16 protein-coding genes are annotated in these 19,078 nt (G+C 71.5%); 10 read left to right on the top strand and 6 right to left on the bottom strand.

What is annotated here, in order from left to right; all coding sequences use genetic code 11:
* Positions 1-187 precede the first annotated feature (187 nt).
* Positions 188-2,290, top strand: coding sequence for an excinuclease ABC subunit UvrB (gene uvrB, locus GA0070616_RS03875; protein ID WP_091076348.1), 2,103 nt, complete (start codon positions 188-190; stop codon positions 2,288-2,290).
* A 110-nt stretch (positions 2,291-2,400) separates the two neighbouring features.
* The gene (locus tag GA0070616_RS03870; RefSeq protein ID WP_091076344.1) at positions 2,401-3,258 is read left to right on the top strand and encodes a helix-turn-helix domain-containing protein; all 858 of its coding nucleotides are present in this window, start codon (positions 2,401-2,403) and stop codon (positions 3,256-3,258) included.
* Positions 3,259-4,070: 812 nt separating this feature from the next.
* On the opposite strand, the gene GA0070616_RS03860 is transcribed toward GA0070616_RS03870, so the two are convergent.
* Positions 4,071-4,364, bottom strand: coding sequence for an antibiotic biosynthesis monooxygenase family protein (locus GA0070616_RS03860; RefSeq protein WP_091076336.1), 294 nt, complete (start codon positions 4,362-4,364; stop codon positions 4,071-4,073).
* Between the two features lie 610 nt (positions 4,365-4,974).
* On the opposite strand from GA0070616_RS03860, the gene GA0070616_RS03855 reads away from it, so the two are divergent.
* Both GA0070616_RS03855 and GA0070616_RS03850 read left to right on the top strand, forming a co-directional pair.
* Complete coding sequence (locus tag GA0070616_RS03855) at positions 4,975-5,973, top strand: TerC family protein (protein ID WP_091076334.1); 999 nt, start codon at positions 4,975-4,977, stop codon at positions 5,971-5,973.
* 164 nt (positions 5,974-6,137) lie between these two features.
* A complete protein-coding gene (locus GA0070616_RS03850; protein ID WP_091076330.1) occupies positions 6,138-6,935 on the top strand; it encodes a tyrosine-protein phosphatase in 798 nt (265 codons plus the stop codon).
* A 7-nt stretch (positions 6,936-6,942) separates the two neighbouring features.
* On the opposite strand, the gene GA0070616_RS03845 is transcribed toward GA0070616_RS03850, so the two are convergent.
* On the bottom strand, positions 6,943-7,785 hold the full coding sequence (locus tag GA0070616_RS03845) for a serine hydrolase (protein ID WP_091076326.1): 843 nt from the start codon (positions 7,783-7,785) through the stop codon (positions 6,943-6,945).
* Between the two features lie 139 nt (positions 7,786-7,924).
* A complete protein-coding gene (typA, locus tag GA0070616_RS03840; RefSeq protein WP_091076322.1) occupies positions 7,925-9,793 on the bottom strand; it encodes a translational GTPase TypA in 1,869 nt (622 codons plus the stop codon).
* Positions 9,794-9,927: 134 nt separating this feature from the next.
* Here typA and GA0070616_RS03835 point away from each other — a divergent pair, with 134 nt between their 5' ends.
* Both GA0070616_RS03835 and GA0070616_RS03830 read left to right on the top strand, forming a co-directional pair.
* Positions 9,928-11,412 (top strand): DedA family protein, encoded by a 1,485-nt coding sequence (locus GA0070616_RS03835; protein ID WP_091076318.1) that lies wholly within the window; start codon positions 9,928-9,930, stop codon positions 11,410-11,412.
* Positions 11,413-11,447: 35 nt separating this feature from the next.
* Positions 11,448-12,311 (top strand): lytic transglycosylase domain-containing protein, encoded by an 864-nt coding sequence (locus GA0070616_RS03830; protein ID WP_091076315.1) that lies wholly within the window; start codon positions 11,448-11,450, stop codon positions 12,309-12,311.
* 73 nt (positions 12,312-12,384) lie between these two features.
* Here the strand turns inward: GA0070616_RS03830 and GA0070616_RS03825 are convergent, their stop codons facing one another.
* Positions 12,385-14,508 (bottom strand): MMPL family transporter, encoded by a 2,124-nt coding sequence (locus GA0070616_RS03825; protein ID WP_091076311.1) that lies wholly within the window; start codon positions 14,506-14,508, stop codon positions 12,385-12,387.
* A gap of 196 nt (positions 14,509-14,704) precedes the next feature.
* Here GA0070616_RS03825 and GA0070616_RS03820 point away from each other — a divergent pair, with 196 nt between their 5' ends.
* Both GA0070616_RS03820 and GA0070616_RS03815 read left to right on the top strand, forming a co-directional pair.
* Positions 14,705-15,220, top strand: coding sequence for a MarR family winged helix-turn-helix transcriptional regulator (locus GA0070616_RS03820; protein WP_091076306.1), 516 nt, complete (start codon positions 14,705-14,707; stop codon positions 15,218-15,220).
* Positions 15,221-15,489: 269 nt separating this feature from the next.
* Positions 15,490-16,374: a hypothetical protein gene (locus GA0070616_RS03815; protein ID WP_091089813.1), complete on the top strand. Its 885-nt coding sequence runs from the start codon at positions 15,490-15,492 to the stop codon at positions 16,372-16,374.
* Between the two features lie 177 nt (positions 16,375-16,551).
* Here the strand turns inward: GA0070616_RS03815 and GA0070616_RS03810 are convergent, their stop codons facing one another.
* Complete coding sequence (locus GA0070616_RS03810) at positions 16,552-16,755, bottom strand: cold-shock protein (RefSeq protein ID WP_007462771.1); 204 nt, start codon at positions 16,753-16,755, stop codon at positions 16,552-16,554.
* Positions 16,756-16,943: 188 nt separating this feature from the next.
* Between GA0070616_RS03810 and GA0070616_RS03805 the strand changes: the two genes are divergently transcribed.
* Positions 16,944-17,624, top strand: a complete 681-nt coding sequence (locus GA0070616_RS03805; RefSeq protein ID WP_091076303.1) for a class I SAM-dependent methyltransferase — start codon at positions 16,944-16,946, stop codon at positions 17,622-17,624.
* A gap of 94 nt (positions 17,625-17,718) precedes the next feature.
* Positions 17,719-18,330: a DedA family protein gene (locus GA0070616_RS03800; protein WP_091076301.1), complete on the top strand. Its 612-nt coding sequence runs from the start codon at positions 17,719-17,721 to the stop codon at positions 18,328-18,330.
* Between the two features lie 54 nt (positions 18,331-18,384).
* Here the strand turns inward: GA0070616_RS03800 and GA0070616_RS03795 are convergent, their stop codons facing one another.
* Positions 18,385-19,038 carry an MBL fold metallo-hydrolase gene (locus tag GA0070616_RS03795; protein ID WP_091076298.1) on the bottom strand — a complete coding sequence of 218 codons (654 nt, stop codon included), beginning with the start codon at positions 19,036-19,038 and terminating at the stop codon, positions 18,385-18,387.
* Positions 19,039-19,078 lie beyond the last annotated feature (40 nt).

Here is a 19,078-nt window from a genome sequence, read left to right as displayed (position 1 = left end):
CTGCGACCTCCTGTGCCGGGGGCGACGGGACCTCGTGGCCCGGTCGCCGGCCCGGACGGCCGCCGCGAGCGGCCTACAGCAGAAGGGTAGCCCGGTGAGATGGCCCACACAATGCGAATATCGAAGCTGATCAGGGACCGCCCGTAGTCGCCGCGGGTTGTCGGACCCCGGGCGTACGGTGGGGGTCATGGCGCTCGACATTCCCCGTCTCGACGGCCGCTTCCAGGTGGTCAGCGACTTCCAGCCCGCCGGCGACCAGCCGGCAGCGATCGACGACCTGGAGCGCCGGGTGCGCCGCGGCGACCGCAACACGGTGCTGCTCGGCGCGACCGGAACCGGCAAGAGCGCCACCACGGCATGGCTGGTCGAGCGGTTGCAGCGCCCCACGCTGGTGCTGGCTCCCAACAAGACGCTCTGTGCCCAGTTGGCCAAGGAGTTCGGCGAGCTGCTGCCGCACAACGCGGTGGAGTATTTCGTCTCCTACTACGACTACTACCAGCCCGAGGCCTACATCCCGCAGACCGACACCTACATCGAGAAGGATTCCTCGATCAACGAGGAGGTCGAGCGGCTGCGCCACTCGGCGACGATGTCGCTGCTGACCCGCCGCGACGTGGTGGTGGTCGCCACGGTCAGCGCGATCTACGGCCTGGGCACCCCGGAGGAGTACCTCGACCGGGCGGTGCGGGTGACGGTCGGCCAGGAACTCGACCGGGACCAGCTGCTGCGCCGGCTGGTCGACATCCAGTACACCCGCAACGACATGGCGTTCCAGCGGGGCACCTTCCGGGTCCGTGGCGACACCCTGGAGATCATCCCGGCGTACGAGGAACTTGCCGTGCGCATCGAACTGTTCGGTGACGAGGTGGAGAAGCTCTACTATCTCAACCCGCTCACCGGCGACGTGGTCCGCGAGGTCGACCACCTGCTGATCTTCCCGGCCACCCACTACGCCGCCGGTCCCGAGCGGATGGAGCGGGCGATCGGCGACATCGAGACGGAGCTGGCCGAGCGGCTGGCCGAGCTGGAGCGGCAGGGCAAGCTGCTGGAGGCGCAGCGGCTGCGGATGAGAACCACCTACGACATCGAGATGATGCGGCAGGTCGGCTTCTGCTCGGGCATCGAGAACTACTCCATGCACATCGACGGCCGGCTGCCCGGCAGCCCGCCGCACTGCCTGCTCGACTACTTCCCGGACGACTTCCTCACCGTCGTCGACGAGTCCCACGTGACGATTCCCCAGATCGGTGGCATGTACGAGGGCGACGCCTCCCGCAAGCGGATGCTGATCGACCACGGCTTCCGGCTGCCCAGCGCGGCCGACAACCGGCCGCTGCGCTTCGACGAGTTCCTGGAGCGGGTCGGCCAGATGGTCTTCCTCTCCGCCACCCCGGGCCCCTGGGAGATGGAGCAGGCCCAGGGCGAGTACGTGGAGCAGGTGATCCGCCCGACGGGCCTGATCGATCCCGAGGTGGTGGTCAAGCCCACCAAGGGGCAGATCGACGACCTGATGCACGAGATCCGGCTGCGCACGGAGCGCGACGAGCGGGTGCTGGTCACCACCCTGACCAAGAAGATGGCCGAGGATCTGTCCGACTACCTGCTGGAGAACGGCATCCGGGTGCGCTACCTGCACTCCGAGGTGGACACGCTACGCCGCGTCGAGCTGCTGCGCGAGCTGCGCAAGGGCGACTACGACGTGCTGGTCGGCATCAACCTGCTGCGGGAGGGCCTCGACCTGCCCGAGGTGTCCCTGGTGGCGATCCTCGACGCCGACAAGGAGGGCTTCCTGCGCAGCGGGCGCTCGTTGATCCAGACGATCGGCCGTGCGGCGCGTAACGTCTCCGGCCAGGTGCACATGTACGCCGACAAGATCACCCCGTCGATGGCGGACGCCATCGAGGAGACCAACCGGCGGCGGGCCAAGCAGATCGCCCACAACGAGGCGAACGGCATCAGCCCCGAGCCGCTGCGCAAGAAGATCCACGACATTCTCGACGACATCTACCGCGAGGCGGAGGACACCGACAACCGCGTGGGCGGGGCGGCCCGCCAGTTGTCGAGGGGCAAGGCCCCGGTCAAGGAGACCCGCAGCCGCAGCCGTTCCGCCGGGGCTCCGGCCCGCGAGGGGATGGCCCGTGCCGAGCTGGCGCAGCTCATCCAGGAGCTCAGCGACCAGATGCTGGCCGCCGCCCGCGAGCTGCAGTTCGAGCTGGCCGCCCGGATCCGCGACGAGGTGGCCGACCTGAAGAAGGAACTGCGCGGCATGGACGCCGCCGGGGTGAAGTGAGCCCGGCGCCGCTGTTGTGGCGGCAGGGGCCCAGATCCCGTCGCTTTCCGCAAGCAAGCTATTGCGCTGGGTGATCGTCCTGCGTAATCTCGCTCGGTGGGGAGGCGGGAATGCCGTTGCCAACGAGTCCGGTCATTCGACGCGCACGGCTTGGCGCAGAGCTGCGCCAGCTCAGGCGGCGTGATGCCCTGACGCTCGAACAGGTCTGTGGCCAGCTGGGCTGGGCCTCGACCTCGAAGTTGTCCCGCATCGAGCTGGGGCAGAGTCGGCCTGATCTGGCCGACGTGCTCGACCTGCTCGACGTCTACCAGGTGCAGCCCGAACAGCGGGACGCGCTGATCGTCATCGCCCGGGACGCGGCCACCAGCCGCGGGTGGTGGCGGACCCTGGGGGAGATGAGCGAGCGACAACGCACCTACGCCGAGTTGGAGGCCGGTGCGGCCGGCATCACGGAATATCAGCCCGCCGTCGTGCCAGGGCTGTTGCAGACTCCGGCGTACGCGCGGCTGCGGATCGCCGCCGGCGGTCTGCTCGACCCCGGCATCGACGTCGAAGCCGACCTGCGAGCCCGTGCCGCCAGACAGGCGGTGCTGCGCAGGGCGGACCCGCCCCGGTACACGGCCCTGCTGGCCGAGGCGGTGTGCGAGCCGGGCGCCGATCCACACGAGGTGTGGCACGAGCAGATGCGACACCTGGTGACGCTGGCGGAGGTGCCCCACGTGACGATCCGACTGGTGCCGACCAGCGCGAACGGTCGAGGGCCGTACCCGCTCACGCCGTACTCCTGCTACTCGTTCCCCGACCCGGCGGATCCGCGCACGGTGATGCTGGAGGCACCGACCACCGACGTGCGGCTGGTCACCGCCGCCGACGTGGACCGCTACGAGCGGCTCACGGAATGGTTGCTGGAGGTGGCGCTGTCGGCGGAGGAATCGATGGTGGCCCTGACCCTGCGCCTGGACGGCTGACGGCACCCGTCGGCGCCTCGCTGGACGACGCCACGGACGAGGTGGGCCGGGCGGCCGGGTGCTGGGGCGGTGCACCGACCCGGTGCCGGCACCCTGCCTGTGCTCGGTGCCCTGCCTACTAGCCAGGCCCCCACGCCTGGTTAGTTGACCCAGCACCACGAAGCTTTGATCCTTGCTCGGCAGGATGGCGACGGCCTGCCCGCTGTAAGGGCTGTACAGGCCGTTGCTGCGGGTGGATCAGGCGGTCGTACTCGCACCATCATCGGACGATGTTGCCGAAGCTGCTGGCCGCGCTGGAGGTTCCGCTGCGACAACACGGCGTACCGGCCGGTCGAATCCGACGCGAACTACACCGACACCCACGGTGCCAGCGTGGTCGGGTTCGCGTTTGCACGCCACCGATGCGCACGTGCGCGAACATCGGTGCCTGCCCGGCCGGTGCTGGGTCAGCTACCCAAGCGCGGGGCCTACTACCGGCGCCTCGGCCGCTGCCGGTCGCCCTGGGGCTCGGGCCCTGTCGCTACCGTTCCAGGCTTATTGGTGCGGTCGTGCCCGGAATGTACGCACGTGGCTTCCCGCCCGGCCTCCGGGCCCGGCGCCCCCGAGCCCGTCGGGACCGGTGGCCGGGCGGGTGAGAGCACGATAAGTGCCCGGTACGACACTCTCGTCGAGCGTCGAGCGTCGAGCGTCGAGCGTCGAGCGTCGAGCGTCGAGCGTCGAGCGTCGAGCGTCGAGCGTCGAGCGTCGAGCGTCGAGCGTCGAGCGTCGAGCGTCGAGCGTCGAGCGTCGAGCGTCGAGCGTTCGTCAGGCTGTCAGGCCGGCACGTCGACGAAGTGTTCGACCAGGGGCGGGCCGGCGAAGTGCGGCCCGATCAACTGTCGCCACCGGGTGAACCGTTCAGTTGCCCGGAAGTTGTCGTTGTGGGCCTCCACCGAGTCCCACTCGACCAGCAGCACGAACCGCGTCGGCGACTCGACCCCCCGGGTCATCCGCACCGACCGGCAGCCGGGCGTCCCGGCGAGCACGGGATGCCCCTGCGCGTACGCGGCGGCGAACTCGTCCTCGTGACCCGGCAGGACGTCGATCAGCGCGACCTCAAGCACCATTGCCGCAGCCTTTCACGGCGGCGTCCCGTCCGCCGGTCCGGGGACCCGGTTCCCATCTCGCGGACCGGCCGGGCAGCGCGGGCTTCGTGCGTCCCAGCCTCCGCAGCCGGCGGCCCAGCGGCTGGGCCATGCCGGGCCCAGCCCCGGCGTCACAGTCTGGGCCCGGCGTCACGGCCTAGCCCTCGCGGCCCTCGCGGCCCTCGCGGCCCTCGCACCGGGACCTCCCGAGCCCCGTCTTTCACCTAGCCTCCTAGGATGCTCTGCGCGGGGTGAGTGCGGTCACAGCGGATCGGTAAAGCCGCAGGCGCGACGCGGTCCGGTGCCCGGGTATGGAAAGCACCTCGGCTGACGGGTCGTGCGTGGACCGGACGGGGTAGGCCACAATGACCCCCGAGGAGGGGAGTATTCCCCCGCGACGGAGTCGTCAGCACGGTCGAGTGCCGCACACCGCGGCGACGCGACCCGGCCCCGTGGGTCGCCGTCCCGTCCCGGGCCGGCGGCGGAAGAGACCTCCGACAGTCACCACAGCCAGCGTCACCGGCACGTCGACCCCCGTGGTCCGGGGAGTACGGTGTGCCGGTCGCTGCGTGTCTGCCGGAGGAACGAAAACGTGGATGTGTCCGGACTGATCTGGGCGGCGACGCTCGTCGCGCTGACCGCGGTTCTCCTGGTCGACCTGTTGATCATCGGCCGGCGACCACACGAACCGAGCGTGCGGGAGTCCAGCCTCTGGGTCGGCTTCTACGTCGGCCTGGCCCTGCTGTTCGGCGTCGGCCTCTGGGCCACGGCGGGTGCGGGCGCGGCCGGGCAGTTCTACACCGGCTGGTTGACCGAGTACAGCCTCTCGGTCGACAACCTCTTCGTCTTCGTGATCATCATGGCCCGGTTCGCGGTGCCCCGGGCGTACCAGCAGAAGGTGCTGCTCGTCGGCATCGTCCTGGCCCTGGTGATGCGCGGCGGTTTCATCGCTGCCGGCGCGGCACTGATCTCGCAGTTCACCTGGGTGTTCTACATCTTCGGCGCGTTCCTCATCTACACCGCGATCAACCTGGCCCGGCAGGGGGAGTCCAGCGAGGAGGAGTTCACCGAGAACGTGCTGATCCGCTGGAGCCGTCGGGCGTTGCCGATCTCCTCCGGGTACGTCGGGGCGAAACTGACCACGCGCGTGCAGGGCCGGCGACTGTTCACCCCGATGCTGATCGTGATGATCGCGATCGGCACCACCGACCTCATCTTCGCGCTGGACTCGATCCCGGCGATCTTCGGCATCACCCAGGAGCCGTACCTGGTCTTCACCGCCAACGTGTTCGCCCTGATGGGCCTGCGGCAGCTCTACTTCCTGCTCGGCGGTCTGCTGGACCGGCTGATCTACCTCAGCCACGGGCTCGCGGTGGTGCTCGGATTCATCGGCGTCAAGCTGATCCTGGAGGCCCTGGCGGACAACAAGTTGCCGTTCGTCAACGGCGGCGAGCCCGTCGGCTGGGCACCGCACATCCCGATCTGGCTCTCCCTGCTGGTCATCCTCGGCACTCTGGCCGTGGCGACGGTGGCGAGCCTGCTCAAGTCGTCCCGGGACCGGCGTCGGGAACTGGTCAAGGTGAGCGGCTGAGCCCGGTGGCAGGGGTGCGGCATCCGCCGTCCCTGCGTCGGGCCAGTGCGCCACGGGGCGGCACCAACGGGGTGTGCGGGGCGCGGTGCACCGGTGGGTGCCTGCTGCGGTGATCGTCCGGTGCGGCACCCTGTAGGCACAGGCGGTGGCGATGGGGAGGCCGGATGATCGGGCGGGACCGGACGATGGTGGGCGCGCCGAACGCCCGCGACCTGGGCGGGATGATCGGATTCGACGGTCGGCGCGTGCGCGCGGGGCGGCTGCTGCGTACCCCGGCGTTGGGTCGGCTGACCGACGAGGACCTGCCGCTGCTGGCGGGCCTCGGGCCGGCCTGCGTGGTGGACCTGCGGGCCGCCTCGGAGATGGCGGTGGCACCACCGGACCGGTTGCCGGGACAGCCGCAGGTGGTGCACCTGCCGGTCCACGACCCGGCGCACCCCGTGTTCACGTACGTTTCGGCGGTGCTGTTGGGGCACGACCTGACCGGCTACGTGGACCTGGCCCGGGAGGGCACTCCGGCGGCGATGGAGGCGATCTACCGCTGGTTCGTCACCGGGGAGGCGGCGCGGGCCGGGTTCTCGGCGGCTGTCCGGCTGGCGACCGAGGAGGAGAACCTTCCCCTGATCTACCACTGCTCGGCCGGCAAGGACCGCACCGGCTGGCTGACGGTGGTGCTGCTGCACGCCCTCGGGGTGGACGAGGCGGCGGTGCGGGCCGACTACCTGGCCAACAACGGGCTGACCAGCAGCCTGCGCGAGGTGATCGTGGAGGCGATCCGCCGGCGGCAGCCCGACATGGACGAGGCGGCCGTGCGGGCGGTGCTGGAGGTGCGCGAGGAGTACCTGGACGCCGCGTACGCGCAGGTGCGACAGGTGCACGGTTCGTTCGGGGCGTACCTGCGGGACGGCCTGGGGGTGACCGGAGAGATGATTGCCGCGCTGCGGGCGAACCTGCTGGAGTGAGATGACCTCAGCGGAGGTCGTGGCGGGCGGCCCAGGCGGCGGCGGAGACCTCCGCGACGAGCCGGCAGGCGTCCGCGTCGGCGTCGACGAGGTCGGTGCTGGTGCAGGTGACGACCAGGTACGGGGGCGCGTCGTCGGGGAAGACCACCCCGGCGCCGTGTCGTACGCCGCGCACCCAGCCGCTCTTGTGGGCGATGCGGGTGCCGGGCGGCAGACCCTCGGCCAGGTCGTCGCGGAACTCCTGAGCGCACAGTACGTCCAGCATGGCGGCGCAGGCGGCCGGGGCGGCGAGGGGCCCCGGCGCGGTGGCGCCGTCGGCGAGCGCGCCCAACAGGGCGGCCAGGTCGGCGGCGGTGACCAGGTTGGTGACGCCGGCCTCGCGGGCCGCGAAGTCCTCGATGCCCCGGCCGGTGACGCTGTGCCGGGCGCCGACCAGCGCCCACACCTCGGCGACGGCGGGCAGGCCGACGTGTTCGATCACCAGGTTGGTGGCGAGGTTGCTGGAGCGCACGATCATCCGTTCGGCGAGCCAGCGCAGCGACGCGGGGCGGTGCAGACGGTCCCAGACCACCTGGTCGTTGTCGAAGTGCCGGGCGCAGGTGAACCGGGGTGCGCCGGGCCGGGCGGAGGTGAAGTCGTTGCGCACCTCGACGGGCGCGTCGGGGTCGAGGCGGCCCGCCTCGGCGGCACGGTGCAGGGCGGCCAGTACGGCGACCTTCATGGTGCTCGCCGCGTAGTGGGGCGCGTCGGCGTGCCGGGTCCAGGTGGGGGTTATGCCGGGACGGCCCACGTACGCGGACACCGTGCCGGGTGCCGCGTCCAGGCGGGCGTCGAGGTCGTCCCAGGTCATGTGCCGACGGTAGCGGACGCGGCTGGCGTGTCGCCCCGTCGTGGTGGTGCAGGCGGAGCGGCGGGGTGGGTCTGCGGCGGTGGTCGACGGGAGCCCGGCCGCTGTGGGCGGTCCGGGCTCCCGTGCTGGGGTCGGCGGGTCAGCCGGTGTGCTTGCGGCGGGCGGCGGTGCGGGCCCGCTGGGTCTGGTCGAGCACGACCTTGCGAATGCGCACCGCCGTCGGGGTGACCTCGACGCACTCGTCCTCGCGGCAGAACTCCAGGGCCTGCTCCAGCGACAGCTTGCGCGGCGGGATCAGCTTCTCGGTCTCGTCGGAGGTCGACGCGCGCATGTTGGTGAGCTTCTTCTCCTTGGTGATGTTGACGTCCATGTCGTCGGAGCGGGAGTTCTCTCCGACGATCATGCCCTCGTACACCTCGGTGGTCGGTTCGACGAAGAGCTGGCCGCGTTCCTGAAGGTTGATCATTGCGAACGAGGTGACCGCGCCGGCCCGGTCGGCGACCAGGGAGCCGTTCTGGCGGGTCCGCAGCTCGCCGAACCACGGCTCGTAGGACTCGAAGACGTGGTGCAGGATGCCGGTGCCCCGGGTGTCGGTGAGGAACTCGGTGCGGAAGCCGATCAGGCCGCGGGCGGGGACCAGCCACTCCATCCGGATCCAGCCGGTGCCGTGGTTGACCAACTGCTCCATCCGGCCCTTGCGGGTCGCCAGGAGTTGGGTGATCGCGCCCAGGTACTCGTCGGGGGCGTCGATGGTGAGGCGCTCCACCGGCTCGCAGACCTTCCCGTCGATCTCCCTGGTGACGACCTGCGGCTTGCCGACGGTCAGTTCGTAGGACTCGCGGCGCATCTGCTCGACGAGGATGGCCAGGGCCAGCTCACCACGACCCTGCACCTCCCACGCGTCGGGGCGCTCGGTCGGCAGCACCCGCAGTGACACGTTGCCGACCAGCTCCTTGTCGAGACGGTCCTTGACCATCCGGGCGGTGACCTTGGCGCCCTTGACCCGCCCGACCAGGGGCGAGGTGTTGGTGCCGATGGTCATCGAGATGGCTGGTTCGTCGACGGTGATCAGCGGCAGTGGGATCGGGTTCTCCGCGTCGGCCAGGGTCTCGCCGATCATGATCTCGGGGATGCCTGCGACGGCGATGATGTCGCCGGGGCCGGCCGAGTCGGCGGGCTTACGCTCCAGGCCCTCGGTCATCAGCAGTTCGGAGATGCGGACCCGCTGGGTGCTGCCGTCGGTGCGGCACCAGGCGACGGTCTGACCCTTGGCGATCGTGCCCTGCCTTACCCGGCACAGCGCCAGCCGGCCGAGGAACGGTGACGCGTCGAGGTTGGTGACGTGCGCCTGGAGCGGGGCGTCCTCGTCGTACGCGGGCGGCGGGATGGTGTCGAGCAGGGTGCGGAACAGCGGCTCCAGGCTGTGGCTGTCGTCGGGCACCGCGCCGTCGGCGGGCTGGGTCAGCGAGGCGATGCCGTCGCGGGCGCAGGCGTAGACGATGGGGAAGTCGATCTGTTCCTCGTCGGCGTCCAGGTCGAGGAAGAGTTCGTAGGTGTCGTCGACGACCTCCTTGATCCGGGCGTCGGGGCGGTCCACCTTGTTGATCACGAGGATGATCGGCATCCGGGCCTTGAGGGCCTTACGGAGCACGAACCGGGTCTGCGGGAGCGGGCCCTCGCTGGCGTCGACGAGCAGAACCACACCGTCGACCATGGTCAGGCCCCGCTCGACCTCGCCGCCGAAGTCGGCGTGCCCGGGGGTGTCGATGATGTTGATGGTGACCGGGTCGGACCCGTCGGCCGGCATATACCGTACGCCGGTGTTCTTGGCGAGGATGGTGATGCCCTTCTCGCGTTCGAGATCCATCGAGTCCATCACCCGCTCGGTCGTCTCGCCACGGGCGCCGTAGGCGCCAGCCTGCCGCAACATGGCGTCGACCAGGGTGGTCTTGCCGTGGTCGACGTGAGCGATGATGGCGACGTTGCGGAGGTCGGTGCGAAGCTGCATGGGCTCCATCCTCCCGCCTGCGGGATCAGGGGCCGCGTCGGGGTCACCCCCCGGTTCGTCCCGGATCCCGGCCGAAACTGCTGTCACCTGCCGTACGCCGGCTGGCAGGCTGACGAGGTGACCCCGGAGCCGCCATGCACGACCTGCTGAACTCCCTGGAGGGCCTGCCGTCGCTGCTGGTGTACCTGGTCGCCGCGCTGATCGTGGCCGGGGAGACGGCGGTGATCGTCGGGCTGTTGGCCCCCGGCGAGGCCACCCTCCTGCTGGTCGGCTTCCTCACCTACACCGGGGCGTTGCGGCTCGGACCGGCGCTGCTGGTGATGATTGTGGCAGCGGTGGCCGGTGACGCGGTGGCGTTTCGCGCCGGTCGCCGGCACGGGCCGCGGCTGCGGGGCGGGCGGTTCGGGCGGCGGATCGGGGCGCACCGGTGGGCCCGCGCCGACGCGATGCTCGGCCGGCTGGGCGGGCGGGGCGTGTTCACCGCCCGGTGGGTCGCGTTCGCCCGCACCCTGGTACCCCGGTTGGCGGGGGCGTCGGGGATGCCGTACCGCCGGTTCGCGCCGTGGAACCTGGCCGGGGTGGCGACCTGGGTGGGCGGGTCGGTGATGGTGGGCAACCTGGCCGGTGAGTCGTACGACACGGTGTCCCGGCTGTTGGGCCAGGCTACCGGGGCGGTGCTGGTGTTGGTGGCGGCGCTGGTGGCGGTGGTTCTGGCGGGGCGGTGGCTGGGCCGCAACCCGGATCCGGTGCGGGTGCTGCTGGGCCGGGCCGGCGCGTGGGTGCCGGTGCGGTGGCTGCGCGCCCGTTACGGGGTGCTGTTCTTTCTGCTGTCCATGCACATCGGGCCGGCCTGGACGCTGCTGGCGAACCTGGCGGCGGGGCTGCTGCTGTTGTTCGCCGGAGGTCTGGCGATCGCCTGGGTGCTGGGCGCGGTGGTGCGGCACAGCGGTCTGGCCGTCGTCGACGGGGCGATCGCCGGCTGGTTCGCCCAGCGGCGCACCCCGGGGGCGATGGACGTGACGATGGCCGGCGTGTCGGTGTTGCGCGGCTCGTTCCTGATCGTGGTGGTGGCGGTGGTGGCGGCCGTGCTGGCGTGGCGGCACCGGCCCTGGCGGGCCGACCTGCTCAGTGTGGTGGGCACGGTCGGAGCCTTCGTACCGCTGGTGGTGTTGGCCGTGGTCGCCGACCTGGCCGGTCCGGGTGGCGACGGCGCGGCGCTGCCCACCCAGAACGCGGTGGTGACCGCGAGCCTGTGCACGCTGGCGTGGCTGCTGTCGCGGCAGGCCCGCTGGCCGGTCGCGGTGGCGGCGTGGACGGTGGCCGTCGCCGGGGTGGTGGGCACCGGCGGCGCCCGGTTGTACCTGGGGTGGAGCACGGCCAGCGGCACGGTCACCTCGGTGCTGCTGGGCGCGGCGTGGACGGCCGTGTTCATGGTGGCCTGGGCCACCCGGGACCGCGCGGTGGGTGCTGTGCTGGTGCCGGGAACCCGGGGCGGGGCGGAGGTTCCGGCGTCCCGGGGCGGGGTGGAGGTGGCGGAATCTCCCGGCGGGGCGGAAGCTCCGGTGCCCCGGGCTGGGGCGGAGCGTGCGGGACAGCGCCCGGACGTCGATGCCTGTTAGGGTTCGGCGGGTTGCGTCACGGAACGGGGTCGGGGATGCGTCGGAGCGTAGTGAGTGCGGTGGTGGCCGTGGCCGTGCTGCTGACGGCGGCTGGGTGCGCGGGGCAGGAACGTCGCCCGTCTCGGGTGGCCGCGCCCGTCGCGCTGCCGGAGGTCGAGGGGTCCGACGAGGCGCGGCAGCCGGATCCGTCGCCGACGACAGCGGAGCCGGAGGAGACACCGAGCAGCAGGCCGTCACCGACGGCGAAGGCCAAACCGAAGCCGAAGCCGAAGCCGAAGCCGTCCCGTTCGGCCGGGCCGCGGGCGGTGCCGAGACCGCCGACCGAGACGAAGCTGCCGCCACCTCCGCCGGTGCCGTCGCCGTCGGGTTGCAAGCCGAGCTACCAGGGCAAGAAGGCCACCCGGGGGCAGGTGAAGGCCGCCCTGACCGACGCCGCGCAGCGGACGTACTGGCCGACGTCCGCGCCGCAGATCCGGATCCCGCTGGCCTTGGTGAAGGCGACGGCCTGGCAGGAGAGCGGCTGGCAGTCGCACATCGTCGCCTGCGACGGCGGGATCGGGCTGATGCAGGTGATGCCGGACACCGCCGTCTGGATGAACCAGCGTTTCGAGCAGAGCTACGACGTCGACGACCATCGCGACAACGCCTACCTCGGCGGCACCTACCTGGCGTGGCTGACGAAGTACCTCGGCGACATGTACTTCGACGGCGACTATCGGCTTGACGCCGCCCTGTGCACGGCCGACCTCGACTCCTGTCTGCTGAACGCGGTCATCGCGGCGTACAACTACGGGCATGCCGCGGTGGCCCGGGAGGGGCGTCCGCTGGTCGTGCCCAATCCGGGCTACGTGCGCAACGTCCGCGCGTTGATGACCGGGTGTGTCTGCCTGGACTACTGACGGCGCTCCTGCGGGTCCGCGGGGTGGCACCCCCGGGGGTCTCCGCAGCCGACACCAGGGTCGCCGCCGAGTTTCAGGTCCGGCGGGCCGTGGTCGCCTCGGGCGCGGTGTCGTCGTCCGGTTCGGCGGTGATCCGTCCCGGCCACCAGAACCGGTCGCCGAGCAGGAATGCCAGGGCGGGCACCACGACGGTCCGCACCAGCAGGGTGTCCAGCAGCACACCGATGCAGACGATGATGCCGATCTGGGTCAGCGTGATCAGCGGCAGCACGCCCAGCACGGCGAAGACCGCGGCGAGCAGGATGCCGGCGCTGGTGATCACCCCGCCGGTGACCCGCAGCGCGGAGAGCATCCCGTCGCGGGTGCCGGCGGTGCGGGCGTCCTCCCGGGCACGGGTGACCAGGAAGATGTTGTAGTCCACGCCGAGGGCGACCAGGAAGACGAACGCCAGCAGGAGCACCCCGCTGTCCAGGGCGGGGAAGCCGAGGACGTGGTCGAACAGCAGCCACGCCGCGCCGAGGCTGGCGAAGAACGAGGCGATCACGGTGAGCACCAGCAGTACCGGCGCGACCAGGCCGCGCAGCAGCAGCACCAGCACCGCGCCGACGAGCAGCAGGATGATCGGCAGGATCAGGCGCAGGTCCTCGGCGTTGGCCTCGTCGGAGTCGTAGGTCGCGGCGACCGAGCCGCCCACGACCGCGCCGGCGAAGGGTTCGGCACCGTCGACCGTGGGGGGTGCGGAACCGGGGACGGCGGCGACGGCGGCGCGCAACGCCTCGACGGTCCGGTCCGAGGCGGGGGTGCCCGGTTCGGCGTCCAGCACGACGTCGACCTGGGCGACGGTGGCGGTGGTCTCGCCGGGCCGGGCGGACGCCACGCCGTCCACGGCGGCGGCGGCCGCGGTGACCGCCGGCACGGCCGCCGGGTCGGTCAGCACCGCCACGGGTGCGGTCGTGCCGGCGGGGAACGCCTCCGCCAGGGTCTGTGCTCCGGCGACGGCCTCGGGCTCGACGCGGAACTGCTCGGTCTCGGACAGCCCGGTGCGGATGCCGAGGCCACCGAGGGACAGCCCGAGCAGCAGCAGCCCGGCGAGCACGGCGACGGGCGCCGGGCGGCGGATGACGAGGCCGCCGAGCCGTCCCCACAGCCTGCCTTCGCGGGCGGGGCTGCCGACGCGGGGCACGAAGGGCCAGAACAGGCCCCGGCCGAACAGCACCAGGGCGGCGGGGAGCACGAACAGCGCCGACAGCATGGCCAGGACCACGCCGGTGGCGCAGGCCACCGCGAGGGCCCGGTTGAGTTCCTGCTCGGACAGCAGCAGGGTCAGCACGCCGAGGACGACCGTGAAGCCGCTGGCGAGGATGGGTTCGGCGGTGCGGCGCAGGGCTGCGCGCATCGCGGTGAAGCGGTTCTCCTCGCGGCGTAGTTCCTCGCGGTAGCGGGCGATGAGCAGCAGGGCGTAGTCGGTGGCGGCACCGAAGACCAGGACGCTGGCGATGCCGGTGACCGCGCCGCCGGCGAGGTTGATGCCGGTGGCGGGGACGACCGTGTCGAGGGCGCGCAGGGTGAGCTGCTCGGTGGCGGCGACGATGACCAGCGGCACGATCCACAGGAACGGGCTGCGGTAGGTGATGAGCAGCAGCAGCGCGACGACGCTCGCGGTGACGATCAGCAGGGTGGTGTCGGCGCCGTCGAAGACCTTGGTGAGGTCGGCGGTGAACGCCGGGCCGCCGGTCACCTCGACGGTGAGGGCCTCGGGCAGGTCGGTGACGGTGTTGCGGAGCCGGTCGACGGTGTCGGCGACGGCCTGCTGCCCGCCTGCGGTGGACAGCGGTACGGCGAGCAACGCCACGGTGCCGTCCGGTGCGATCCGGGGTGGGCCGATCTGTCCGCCGACGGCGAGACCGGCGAGTTGCCCGGACTGCGCGGCCAGCGCGGCCCGGTCGCTGTCGGTGAGCACGCCGCCGTCGGCCCGGCTGACCACCACGAGTGCCGGCTGGACGTCGTTGGAGGGCAGGTCCTGCTGGAGGCGTTCGACCTGGGTGGACTGCCACCGTACGGACAGTCCGGTGGCGGAGACGGGTTCGGGGTTGTCGGGTTTCGGGAGCCCGAAGACGATCGCGCCGAACACGATCGCGGCGACCACGGTGAGCCACGCGGCCAGGCGGCCACGGGCGACGTGGGTGAACACGGACATCCGATGCCTCGCGGTCTCTCGAAGGATGAGTCTTTCGGCTGTCGAGATTCTGATTCATCAACCGCCTGTCGGCAACCGGGCGCGGCGCATGTCACGATCGCAAAGTATCTCGACGATCGAGATTGTTAGCCGCTCCACTAGACTGCAGGTCGGATCGAACGGGCGGAGGAACCAGCGCGACGTGGCGGCTCACGGGATGTACCGGCGGCGAGACACCCGCCGCGACCTGCTGGTCGCGGAGATCACAGCCGAGCTGCGGCGATACTCGGTCGACGCCCAGCACATCGGCCACGCCTTCGCCGGCCTGCACGGCCTCGGCACCACCGACCTGCACGCCCTGATCGCCGTGATGGACGCCGAACTGTACGGCGACCCGATGACCCCCGGCCGCCTCGGCCGTCAGCTCAACCTCTCCTCCGGCTCGGTCACCGCGCTCGTCGACCGACTCGAACGCGCCGGCCACATCCGCCGCGACCGGGACGCCACCGACCGTCGCAAGGTGCTGCTGCACTACGCCGACCGTGGCGCCGCACTGGCGATGGACTTCTTCCGTCCACTGGGTCGGCGCACCGACGAGGTGATGGCCCGCTTCAGCGACGAGGAGCTGGAGACCGTACACCGCTTCATGTCGGCGATGACCACCTCGATGCGCGAGCACCGGGACGCGGTGCGGGCCGCCCGTACCGGTACGCCGTCCCCGCCGACCGACTGACTGCCCGAGATCTCTTCACGTTGCGTGATCGTCGGTGGGCGGGCGCGTGGGGTGCGGCATTGGTGACTCTGGCTGTCCACCGGGGTGTCTGGCCCCGGATCCAGAGTGATTGAAGGTGCCCTGAACTGGTCGTTTGTCCGAAGAGCGGGCTATGGTGGAGTCGCTGCCCGGCGCTGTGCAACCAATACTCGGGCCTCGTCCACGAACCCCCGCCGCACACGCGGCGTCACGTCGTGTCCGGTGCCGACCACGTCCGCAAGGGGGATCCCATGACGCGGGCACCAGAGAATCTGCTTGCCGTCCGTCGCCTACTACTCGACCACCTCAACGTCGACCCGGATCGGGTCCGCTCCGAGGATCTCGAACCCGCCGAGGTCGGCATCGTCGGTAGCGCCTCCCATCGTGGCGGCTACCACACCGGCTCCGACCGGGTCATCACGAACGACTACTCCGTCGTCGAGTCGCCCCGCGATCGCGCCGGGCTGACCCTGAACGCGTCCGCGCTCGACGTCGGCATGTTCCAGGTGCGCTCCGCGGGGAGCACGCACAACCTGTTCACCTTCTCGATCTGGTGCGTGCAGCAGTGCGCCGCCAACACCCCGGACAGCCGGGACATCCGCGAGATCATCTACTCACCCGACGGCAGGGTCGTCCGACGGTGGGACCGGCTCGGCAGGCGCAGCTCCGGCGACAGCTCACACCTGTGGCACACGCACTTCAGTTTCTTCCGCGACTCCACCAAGGCCAACCGCGACCTGACCCCACTCTTTCGCCGCTACCTGAGCACCATCGGACTTCTGGAGGACGACATGACCCCCGAAGAGCACGCCTGGCTGGAGACCGTCCACCGCAACCTGACCGTCCTGGACGGGCGCAACCCGATCGGGCAGATCTACACCCGGATGGCGATGGGCGAGGACCACACCGACCCGTCCTACGTGGTGCCGCATCCCAGCCTGAGGACCATCGGCGCGCAGCTCAGCGCGTTGCAGACGACCGTGGCATCCCTGCTCGCCTCCGGCCTCACGGAGGATGAGTCGTCGGTGGTCCCCGGCGTGCTGGCCGGGCTCAGCCCGGAGGAGATCGCGGCGGCGATCCCGCCCACGGTCGCCCGGCAGGTCGCCGACGAACTGAGCCGTCGCCTGGTCGCCTGACGCCGGTCAGCGGCACGCTGGGCGCGTCGAGCGACGTCCCCCCGTCCGTGATCGAACCCACCCGCAGGCGGGCACTGCCTGACCACGTGCGTCGCCACCCCGCAGGCGGGCCTGTCCCGTCAGGGTGACATGCGCTGCGGCGGCGGCCGGTGGTCCGGCCGCCGCCACCGGCACGGATCACATCGGTCGGACGTTGTCCGCCTGCGGACCCTTCTGCCCCTGGGTCACCTCGAACTCGACCTTCTGGCCCTCGTTCAGCTCCCGGTAACCGCTGCTCGCGATCGCCGAATAGTGGACGAACACGTCCGGACCTCCACCGTCCTGCTCGATGAAGCCGAAGCCCTTCTCCGAGTTGAACCACTTAACCGTGCCGGTTGCCATGCGTCTTCTCCCTGTTTCACTGCGGGCGACCCTCGACTCCACGGCCGATGATCGTCCGATACCACCATGACAGTAACCGGCCAACGGGCCCGATGGCGTGCGAAGTGCCGCAGGCGATCCCATGAACTCCGAAAGTCGGCCTACCGAAACTCCCACGGCGGCCGGTCCGCTGCGGCATGCTTGCGCCGATGAGGGCTGCCGCGCACGTGCTGGCCGAGCTGGAACGGGAGATCGTCGTGCCCGGCGCCGGGTTGGACCGGCTGCGGCTGACGCCGGTCCCGTTCGTGCCCGAGGTGCGGCTGCACCTGGCCGAGGACGCCATCGTCTGGTGGGCCCGCATGGAGGCGTCCGTCGGCCGTCGACTGCCCCCGCCCTACTGGGCGTCGGTCTGGGCGGGCGGCCAGGCCCTGGCCCGGCACCTGCTGGACCATCCCGAACTGGCCGCCGGCCGTCGCGTGCTCGACCTGGCGGCCGGCTCCGGGCTGGTCGCCGTCGCCGCCGCCCTGGCCGGCGCCGACCGGGTCGAGGCCAACGACATCGACCCGTACGCCGTCGCCGCCGTCACCTTCAACGCCCGCGCCAACCGGGTCCGGGTCACCACCAGCGGCGCTGACCTGCTCGACTCCGTCCCCGCCGGGGTGGACCTGCTGGTCGCCGGCGACGTCTTCTACGACCGCGGCATGGCCCGCCGGGTGCTGCCGTTCCTGCACCGGGCCGCCGCCGCCGGCACCGACGTGCTGGTCGGTGACCCGGGGCGCGGTCACCTGCCCGCCCACCGGCTGGCGGTGGTCGCCGACTACCCGGTGCCCACCACCGAACCCTGCGTCGGCTCCCCGGTGCGCCGGGTGCAGGTGCTCCGGGCCCGGTGAACCCACCTCAGGGGCGACCCCGAGACCGATTCCGGGGGACGGTGGGGGTCACACCCGATCCCCCGGGTGGTCGGGCGGCCGTAGCGTACGGAGCATGGCGGATCAGCTGGCCCAGGTCGGAGAACTCCCCCTCAGCCTGTTGATGGGGGTGCTCGGTGTGGTCATGCTCGTCGACGCCGTACCCCTGCTCGGCGTGCTGGTGCCCGGCGACGTCGCGGTGCTGGCGGCGGTCGGGGTGGGTGGCCCCGCCGCCGGCCTGGCGACCTTCGCCTCCGTGGTGTCCGGCTGCCTGGTCGGCTGGTCGCTGAGCTTCCTCGTCGGCCGGCACTGGGGAGACCGGCTGCGACGCAGCCGGGTGGGCGACTGGATCGGCGAGCCCCGTTGGGCGGCGGCCGAGGGCGTCCTGCGCCGCGGCGGCGGCCGGATGGTGCTGGTCGCGCCGTTCCTGCCGGTGTTCAACGCGCTGCTGCCGCTGGCGGCGGGCGGACTGCGGATGTCGTACCGCCGGTTCCTCGGCTGTGCCGCCCTCGGGGCGGCGGCCTGGGCCGGTCTCTACCTGGTGCTGGGCTCGGCCTCCCGGTCGCTGGCCGGGCTGCTGCCCGGCCAGCCCAGCCCGCTGCTGGTCACCATGGCCGTCGGCCTGTTGCTGGCCGGTCTGGTGCTGCTGGTCACCCGCCGTCAGCTCCGCGCCGTCACCGCGGCGTGACCGCGCCCGGGTTTCCGGGCGGTTCGCCCCGGCCACCGACGTGACCGTCGACCGTCACCAGCCGCGAGCACGCCACTGCGGCAGCGACGCGCGTTCGGCGCCGAGGGTGCTGTCGTCGCCGTGGCCCGGGTAGAACCACGTCTCGTCGGGCAGCCGGTCGAAGAGCTTGTGTTCGACGTCGTCGATCAGCGCCGCGAACCGCTGCGGGTCCTGGTCGGTGTTGCCCACCCCACCAGGGAAGAGGGAGTCGCCGGTGAACAGGTGCGGCACGCCGGCCGGGTCGCGGTAGAGCAGCGCGATCGAGCCCGGCGTGTGACCCCGCACGTGGATCACCTCCAGCGCGCACCGGCCCACCGCCACGGTGTCGCCCTCGGCGACGGTCTGCGCCTCGATCGGCAGCCCGGCCCGGTCCTCCTCGTGCACCAGCGCCCGCGCGCCGGTGGCGGCCACGACCTCCTCCAGCGCCACCCAGTGGTCCATGTGTTGGTGGGTGGTGACCACGGCGGCCAGCCCGGCCTCGCCCACCAGGTCGAGCAGGCGGGGTGCCTCGTTCGCCGCGTCGATGAGCACCTGCTCGCCGGTGGTCCGGCAGCGCAGCAGGTACGCGTTGTTGTCCATCGGCCCGACCGACACCTTCGTGATGGTGAGCCCGTCGAGTTCGCGTACCGCCGGCGTTCCGCCGGGCGTGACATTGCCGCTGTAGGTCATCAGACGACCCTAGTCGCCCGCGCGGGCCCGCGTCGGGCGG

The organism is Micromonospora nigra (assembly GCF_900091585.1).
Taxonomy (GTDB): Bacteria; Actinomycetota; Actinomycetes; order Mycobacteriales; family Micromonosporaceae; genus Micromonospora; species Micromonospora nigra.
This window is presented reverse-complemented; position numbering and strand designations above follow the sequence as displayed.